Source organism: Mesorhizobium sp. CNPSo 4688, from assembly GCF_057784295.1.
Genome location: NZ_JBWLUY010000054.1, coordinates 1 through 6,866 on the forward strand (window position 1 = coordinate 1; position 6,866 = coordinate 6,866).

At 57.3% G+C, this 6,866-nt stretch carries 11 protein-coding genes; 2 read left to right on the forward strand and 9 right to left on the reverse strand.

What is annotated here, in order from left to right; all coding sequences use genetic code 11:
* Nucleotides 1–537 precede the first annotated feature (537 nt).
* A complete protein-coding gene (locus tag AC04SH_RS34330) occupies nt 538–957 on the reverse strand; it encodes a hypothetical protein (RefSeq protein ID WP_488578038.1) in 420 nt (139 codons plus the stop codon).
* 226 nt (nt 958–1,183) lie between these two features.
* Between AC04SH_RS34330 and AC04SH_RS34335 the strand changes: the two genes are divergently transcribed.
* Entirely contained in the window at nt 1,184–1,477 is a 294-nt protein-coding gene (locus tag AC04SH_RS34335) for a helix-turn-helix domain-containing protein (RefSeq protein WP_112564559.1), read from the forward strand.
* A gap of 249 nt (nt 1,478–1,726) precedes the next feature.
* Here AC04SH_RS34335 and AC04SH_RS34340 read toward each other — a convergent pair whose 3' ends face one another.
* The 8 genes from AC04SH_RS34340 to AC04SH_RS34375 all read right to left on the reverse strand — a co-directional run bounded on the left by AC04SH_RS34340 (nt 1,727) and on the right by AC04SH_RS34375 (nt 6,142).
* Complete coding sequence (locus AC04SH_RS34340) at nt 1,727–2,203, reverse strand: YciE/YciF ferroxidase family protein (RefSeq protein WP_025583720.1); 477 nt, start codon at nt 2,201–2,203, stop codon at nt 1,727–1,729.
* 135 nt (nt 2,204–2,338) lie between these two features.
* Nucleotides 2,339–3,340, reverse strand: coding sequence for a YihY/virulence factor BrkB family protein (locus AC04SH_RS34345; protein WP_488578039.1), 1,002 nt, complete (start codon nt 3,338–3,340; stop codon nt 2,339–2,341).
* Nucleotides 3,341–3,535: 195 nt separating this feature from the next.
* Complete coding sequence (locus AC04SH_RS34350) at nt 3,536–3,787, reverse strand: GlsB/YeaQ/YmgE family stress response membrane protein (RefSeq protein ID WP_488578025.1); 252 nt, start codon at nt 3,785–3,787, stop codon at nt 3,536–3,538.
* A 128-nt stretch (nt 3,788–3,915) separates the two neighbouring features.
* Complete coding sequence (locus AC04SH_RS34355; protein ID WP_488578040.1) at nt 3,916–4,443, reverse strand: DUF4112 domain-containing protein; 528 nt, start codon at nt 4,441–4,443, stop codon at nt 3,916–3,918.
* Nucleotides 4,331–4,828 (reverse strand): YidB family protein, encoded by a 498-nt coding sequence (locus AC04SH_RS34360; RefSeq protein WP_488578041.1) that lies wholly within the window; start codon nt 4,826–4,828, stop codon nt 4,331–4,333. Before AC04SH_RS34360 ends, AC04SH_RS34355 begins: the two co-directional genes overlap by 113 nt.
* Before the next feature lie 313 nt (nt 4,829–5,141).
* On the reverse strand, nt 5,142–5,405 hold the full coding sequence (locus AC04SH_RS34365; RefSeq protein WP_477345411.1) for a YMGG-like glycine zipper-containing protein: 264 nt from the start codon (nt 5,403–5,405) through the stop codon (nt 5,142–5,144).
* A gap of 111 nt (nt 5,406–5,516) precedes the next feature.
* Entirely contained in the window at nt 5,517–5,804 is a 288-nt protein-coding gene (locus AC04SH_RS34370) for a hypothetical protein (RefSeq protein ID WP_488578042.1), read from the reverse strand.
* Nucleotides 5,804–6,142, reverse strand: a complete 339-nt coding sequence (locus AC04SH_RS34375) for a low affinity iron permease family protein (RefSeq protein WP_477232486.1) — start codon at nt 6,140–6,142, stop codon at nt 5,804–5,806. The genes AC04SH_RS34370 and AC04SH_RS34375 overlap by 1 nt, the downstream gene beginning before the upstream one ends.
* 518 nt (nt 6,143–6,660) lie before the next feature.
* Between AC04SH_RS34375 and AC04SH_RS34380 the strand changes: the two genes are divergently transcribed.
* Nucleotides 6,661–6,866, forward strand: a 206-nt coding sequence (locus AC04SH_RS34380) for a DUF1236 domain-containing protein (protein ID WP_488578043.1), incomplete at its 3' end; no start/stop codon positions are given.

Consider the following 6,866-nt stretch of genomic DNA (forward strand, 5'->3'; position numbering starts at 1 on the left):
AGCTGGTCGGATCCGATGCGACTACAGAGCATCGCAAGGCTGAGACAAACGCCGGTATCGTCGTCCAAAGCCTGATTTGCTTGATCAAGCGAACGCTCCGCACGCTTCACGCGCAGCCGGGCCTTCGCCGCTTCAAAGTCATAGATTTCGACCATCGTTCCGAATCCTTACGGTTCGAGGTCCCTTCGATAAACCAACCCCCCTCAACCGCTTTGGTTCCTGCGGCGGAACGCAAGCGATGGCCGGTCACCGTTATGCAGCGGGCACAATGCAAATTTGCCTCGCCGGCCAATTGCGCCGACGCGAACTGTTGCGGTCGGTCGGACAACGCCGTTGCCTGCCGCCTACGCTTTTGCTTCGTTCAACGAGGCGTCGTGCGCCTGCTGCTCGCGCTCCCATCTTTCCTCCTCGTCAGCTTCCTCTTTGTCCAGGTCCTCTCGTCGCTGCCTGATGGAGTTCATGGCGCTCTCATGGCGGCTACGAGCCCGTTCGAAAACGGCATTGGCCTTGGCAATCGCTCGTTCGCGTCGCCTTTTCTCACGCTCGCGCTCGGCCTCTGCTTTTGCGCGATCGAGGGGCCTGACGTTTGTTTTCTTTTTCGAGAGCCGCAGCCGCATTCAGTTCCGCTTTCTCTGCAGATTTCGTGTCGGCTTTCTTGCCAACGTGCGGGCGTTGCACACGATCGTGCGCAGCTCGCTGACCCACGTCGGGTGCTCTCGGAAGCGCAGCCTTTTGAGTGAATTTCTCGCGCGATCCGACCGGCCGCCGCAAAACCACGCCTGGCGTGGCTATCGCTGCTTCAACCACTTTGGGGTCTTCCGTCTGTTTCGCGAACCCGCGCTTGAAGATGTCGGGGTCCGATCCCCATGCTTCTGCGGCAGCCTTCATCGATGGTGCGTCGACGGCAAGGTCGAAGAAGCCGATGGAGGTTTGATAGACTTTGAGTTTCTTAGCCATCCGACAGCGACCCTTACATGCACCGCGTTTTGGAATAGATCGACCTTTGCACCCTTTGCCCTCGGCGCCCGAGCCTTTGTCAGGCCGCTCGATAAGCTCGTGGTCCTGCAAGCTGCACGCATCGTCGAAGGTGCGGCAGATCTGGCACTAGTCGCGGCTTACAGGCCTCAGATTGCTGCAGAAAGGTCAAGGGAACATATTAGCCATATTAAATGTTTGAATGCTTATGGACAGCCGCAACCTACTCTCAGCAGATCAATTAAGAGCAGCACGATCCCTCCTGAACTGGTCGCGAGTTCGACTTGCCGCAAAGGCCAATCTTAGCGAAATGACGATCAGCGATTTTGAGAACGGCGTTAGGAAACCGCGTCCCCATAACATCGCGGCCATGCGCCAGGCGTTTGAGGACGCCGGAATTGTCTTCACCGTCGGAGGCACTCCATCGCTCGCCCGCCCTGAAGATGATAATGGTCTCGTCACCGACAATAGAATGTGGCGCCGCCGGCAGAGAAAGGCATAAGGGGAAACCCCGCCATCCCCTCTCTTTCGCGTTGCGCTGTGCTCTACCCTCATGCCTACATAAGCTCGCAGTCGCGTCGCGCGGCCATGCCGCCGACGAAGTGGCGGTCGCCTCCTGCATCCAACAGAGCTGAGCTCGCTGTGCAGTTCGTCGGATGCACCGGGGCGCCTCCTGCCCTGCTGTGCGCCTTACAGCCTAGGGGCGACTGTCACTCCGAAGGCCAGGAACTGCTCGCACCAACGCCGGGGATCAATTTGTCCTGTTAATCGACGTAACCGCAAGGTTCGTCAGTTTGTTGTTGGTGGCTTTTTCCTGGTCGAGGATCTCGCTGAGCAACTTGTGCGCCTCATCATGCCCAAGATCCTTTGCCCATTCCCTCAGCGAGCCGTACCGGGATATCTCATAGTGCTCGACTGCCTGACAGGCCGCCAGCAGGCCGGAATCGAGGGCAGTTCCTGACGCTTCCTCCATCAGTCCGTCAGCTTCCTTGATGAGGCCCTCTATCGCGTCGCACTTCTCGCCAGACGCCTTCTTGCCTATCGACTTGAACACCTGCTCGAGTTTCTTGATCTGTCCCTTCGTCTCCTCGAGATGGTCCTCGGCCGCTTTCTTTAACTTGGCGTCCTTCACGGCCGCAGCCACCTTGGGCAAGGCCTTGGTAATCGCGTTCTCCGCGTAATACATGTCTTGGAGGGTATGCTCGAAAATATCGGCTAGAGTTTTCATTACAATGCTCCTTGCCCGAATTGGCTTCGAGTGAAAGAGCGGGCGAGGCGAAAGGTTCCGTGCCCTTCACGCGGGCGCGCTACATCCTGCCGGAAGTCGCGATGGCTTATAGAATTGCGATGGCTTACCGCGTGGTCAGCGGCGAAGACCCAACATCAAGGTGGTCAGTGTTGCGCTCGCGCAGGCGACCGCAAACAGCACGACAACTCCAGCAGGGTTAGACTTTTGCTCTGCGCGCAATCCGACGACCTGTCTTGCAGGCAAAGCACTGTGAACCACCGCGTGCAGATTGGACCTGCTGCCGTGTCGAACGGAATAGGCGCGAGTGATTTCCGCACCAAAAAGAAAAATTTCCGCCGAGTAGTAAACCCACAGCAGGATGACGAGCAGACCACCGGCAGCCCCATATGAGGACGCGATCGCGCTGGAGCCGATATACCAACCGATAAGCGATTTCCCGAGCGTGAACAGGGCAGCGGTCACAATCGCGCCAATCCCGACATCCCGCCATTCCAAGCTTCGGTCAGGCAAGATCTTGAAGATAGCGGCGAACATGGCTGCGATTAGGACAAATGAAACGACCGCGTTGATCAGGCCTAGGACGATTGTGCCGAACGGCAACTGTGCGTTGATGACGTTGCCTAGGGCCGAAATCGCCGCGCTCGCTACGAGCGAAACGAGCAACATGAAGCCGAGTGCCGCGACCAGTCCCATACTTGCTGCACGTGCGCGCACCAGGCGCGACAACGAACTGCCCTGCGCTTCGACCTTCCATATCGCGTTCAACGACTGCTGCATTTCGCCAAAGACACCGGAAGCGGTCACAAGCAAGGTGATGATGCCAATCACCGCCGCCCAGGTGCCGGATGATTTTCCGGATGCGCTCTCCAGTGCGGTTTGAAGGAGACTTGCGCTTTCTGGACCCATCAGGCCTGTGATCTGGGCAGACAAAGCCAATTGCGCGGCTTCATGGCCGAATGCGAGACCCGCGATTGCCACGACGATAAGCAGAATTGGCGCCAATGATGTCGTGGCGTAGAAAGCGATTGCCGCGCCGTGGCTAAGAGCGTTGTCGTTGACAAACCCAACGACACTTTCTCGCAGCATGCCCCATGCAGTTGTCAACGCGCGACTCATGTTGAGTCCCAGTCGAATTGCCGTTCACTAGCAATGCACCAGCACTTCCGATGTTCCGGTTGGGACCACAGGGAGTTTCGCACTCCTCTCAAAATCCGAGGGCTAAGCGTCGCAAGAGGGGCTGTGAAAGAACGCGTGACCCCGAGGACCACGCGCCTCAATCACGAGTCAGAACGTGCAAGCTCGATTATTGATTCAGCGTCTAATCATTCGAGCCAGGGCAATCAAAATGCATGCACCGATGAAGCCGGCGACAAGATAGCCAAGCCAGCCGCTCAACGATACGCCCAGCAGCCCGAGAAGGACGTTGGCAACGATGGCGCCAACGATCCCCAAAATGATGTTCATGAGCACGCCCATATTGCTTTTCATGAACATCTCGGCGAGCCAGCCGGCGATACCGCCGATGACGATAGCAGCTATCCAACCGACACCTGGATTTTCCATATTTTCCCCTTTACTTGAACCGAAATTGGTTCGGCGAGAAAACGTGCCATACGCCAATAAAGTTCCCTGGGGTGAATACTGAGCTACACTCAGGCAGGTCGCGTCACCGGCCAACTGCCAGCTTCCGCCTACCTCTGGAGGTGACGACGAAGCAGTCGGATGTTGCGGTTGTTGGCTTTAAAATAGATATCGAAGATTGAACCGAGAATAGGAACGCTTCCCCCTACCATATCAAGCAGCACGTTCCCTAACATGCGAGCGACCAAGTCATTTCCAGCACCGCAGTTTCGGGCTCGCACCACGATATATGCCGAGACTAGGCCCGTCGCCACATCTCCGAGTACGGGCACCAGACCCACCAGGGCATCCAGCCCAAAACGAATTGATGTTCCTGGAATGCGCCATCGGGAATCAAGCAACGCGGCCAACAAATCCAACTCGACAATTGCTCTTGCAACCTCAGAATCGCGATGGCCCTCCCGGCTCGTCTCAGCGGCCGGGCGTGTGCGATTTATCAAATCGCCCCGGTCTAGAGCTGTGGCCCTAGACATCGTCCTGGCCGGTTGAATTCTTAGCTTGTGGCCTACGCGTGGGAACGTCATCAAGCAGGGTCGTCTCACCCGAGTCTCGCGTCGGCTCAGGGGGCAATTTACCATTTGGCGTCATTTTGTTGACTGCTTCGGGCAAATCTCGCGTGATCCTGCTGATGAGGTCCTCGCGTGAAAGACCCGTCTGCATCGAGAGCGAAGTGAGTGTGTCTTCGTCTATGGCCGCCTCGACGTCGCTTGGCTGGATAGGCTGGTTCGGCCCGGTGCCAACCCAAGAGTCGACCTTCGATCCTGCCCCTGCCCCTCTGAATCGGTCGAGGATGTCACCGAGGGCTGTCCCCGACACGCCTTTCGATATCTGATCCAGAATCCCGCCTTGCGGGTCGCTTGGATTACGATCTCCCGCCCCACGGATCATGTCGCCGATCTTGTCGCGATTCTGGTATGCCAGGACGCCAAGCATCGCGATCGCCAATCTTCCCAGATTTGCCATTTTGGTCTCCTCCACGGTTCAAATGGAGGAAGGGCTCAGCTTCACAAAAGTTCCGCGAGCGGCGATCTAATGTTGGGTATCGTTGCGGCGCTGTCCGAGCGCGACCAAGCTATCCGACTGAGGTGTGAGGGCCGGTACGAAGTTACGCTTAGGTGGATCGCGGGCTGCCGCAAAGAGCTATTGGCTTCATCGATTTGACGCCAGCATCCGCTTCAATGTCCCATCGCGAAGCCAAAACTGATGGAAGAGAGCAGCCAAGGCATGGACCGAAATCAGAAGGTGCGTGATCGTAGAGGACCACGCGCCTTCTAAATCAGTAGCCGTCCGGGCACCGAGCCACGTAAATTCTTCCATACCTATCGCGGTATCTGCACTGGCCGGCTTCGCTGGCGTGCCCAATGACCGCCCCGGCTATCGCGCCAACTGCGCCGCCAACAACCGCGCCTTTGACGGGGTCGCCTGCCACGGCGGCGCCTACTGCTGCGCCGCCCAATCCGCCGACGGCAGCGCCCTGTTCGGTGCGCGAACATGCTGCAAGCGGGATAAGTAGACTCAAAATAAGAAGCGTCTTTTTCATTGATTCCTCCTTAGGCCATTATTAGCCATAACTTAAATGCGCGATCGGGTTTTTTGATCCACCGACACCCGCTGCCAGCAAGCGAAAATCAGACCAGGCATGTCGCATTCGTCAGTCATTGGGCCTGATTTTCATTCGGCGTGCGGCGTCCACCAACGCGGCACCGTCTCCTTCAATGCTATCGACGAGTTCGCGAGCTTGATCGGGGTCGATGCCGGTTTCCCTTGATAGGAAGAAGACACGGAAGGACTTCTCTTCAGATGGAACAGGCGCAACATACCCGCCCCCATCTTCAGCCAGACGCTTGGCACGCTTCCGCGGTGTGCGCTTCCTCTGATCAGATGCCGTGAGCGGGTCGACGGACATGGCCACGCCGTCTGCTGGGCCAGAAAGGCTCATTATCGCTGTCCTCGATCTGCCGCTTCTTCTTCGAGCACGATAAGCTTTTCCCGGATCTCCTCCGGCTCGGCGTGCTCCAATCCGACGACATCGTTTCTGGTTTCATCCAGTGAAACGATGATCTCATCGAGTTTGGCGTGGATGGCGGCTGTGTCTCGGTAGCCCTGAATGAGGACGATCCCCGTGATCACGATAGCCGCTACTGAAAGCGCATAGGTAACTGCATTTGTCATGCCAAAGGGCACCAGAGCGGTGCACGCCACCATGGCTATCATCAAGACGTAGAAACCCGGTGGCCGCGATAGGAAATCGGCCGCCACGAAAAGGATGCGGTTCATGTCCTTGCCACGGTCAACAAGGCGATCAGGGCAGCGAGGGCGACGCAAATTGGCACTGCCGCGAGTAAGCCTGCCTCCAGGAACCGGACTTCTTTGTCGCGAAACATTAGTTCACCCACGCTAACCAGTCAGAACAGAGGGTATCGATCGCCATTTTCTGCTGCAGTAGAATCGTCTCAGTGCAGCAATGGGCCAAGCAGATGTTGGGATCGTCAGCCAAGGGATATTCCAATCATCAGGAACGTGACGGCCACCGCAAAAATCGGCGCGAGCAGCCAACGCGCTTGGCCAACACTTCTATCCATAGGTTCCTCCTGCAATCTCATCAAACAACGAGCGCAAGGAGTGGCTGTTCCGGGCAGCATAATCCGCAAGACCATTGCGCCTTGCAGTCAGACCTTGGTCCTGCGTCAGCCCGACCGAAGTCTGTGCCTGGGAACATTTGCAATACGACAAAGTTGGATTGGCCAGGCCGACGACGAGGGTCGGTCCGTGCTGACCTAACAAGGGAGAAAATCATGAAAATCTATCTTACCGGCACCGCAGCGGCGCTTCTGCTTCTCGCAGGCATCGGGGCCGCTGCTGCAGAAGACATCATCATCCAGCCCGAGCAAGACACGGTTATCCGTGAATATGTGAAGAAACAGCCTCTCGCTTCGGTGAAGCTTCCCGGTGTGGAACTCAACGTCGGCACGGCTCTGCCTGATACGGTCGAGCTTCACGA

Bases quoted from the DNA above. Each gene is read 5' to 3' on its own strand.
- AC04SH_RS34330 (WP_488578038.1), bottom strand. From the start codon at position 957: ATGGCTAAGAAACTCAAAGTCTATCAAACCTCCATCGGCTTCTTCGAC.
- AC04SH_RS34335 (WP_112564559.1), top strand. From the start codon at position 1,184: ATGGACAGCCGCAACCTACTCTCAGCAGATCAATTAAGAGCAGCACGA.
- AC04SH_RS34340 (WP_025583720.1), bottom strand. From the start codon at position 2,203: ATGAAAACTCTAGCCGATATTTTCGAGCATACCCTCCAAGACATGTAT.
- AC04SH_RS34345 (WP_488578039.1), bottom strand. From the start codon at position 3,340: ATGAGTCGCGCGTTGACAACTGCATGGGGCATGCTGCGAGAAAGTGTC.
- AC04SH_RS34350 (WP_488578025.1), bottom strand. From the start codon at position 3,787: ATGGAAAATCCAGGTGTCGGTTGGATAGCTGCTATCGTCATCGGCGGT.
- AC04SH_RS34355 (WP_488578040.1), bottom strand. From the start codon at position 4,443: ATGGTAAATTGCCCCCTGAGCCGACGCGAGACTCGGGTGAGACGACCC.
- AC04SH_RS34360 (WP_488578041.1), bottom strand. From the start codon at position 4,828: ATGGCAAATCTGGGAAGATTGGCGATCGCGATGCTTGGCGTCCTGGCA.
- AC04SH_RS34365 (WP_477345411.1), bottom strand. From the start codon at position 5,405: ATGAAAAAGACGCTTCTTATTTTGAGTCTACTTATCCCGCTTGCAGCA.
- AC04SH_RS34370 (WP_488578042.1), bottom strand. From the start codon at position 5,804: ATGAGCCTTTCTGGCCCAGCAGACGGCGTGGCCATGTCCGTCGACCCG.
- AC04SH_RS34375 (WP_477232486.1), bottom strand. From the start codon at position 6,142: ATGAACCGCATCCTTTTCGTGGCGGCCGATTTCCTATCGCGGCCACCG.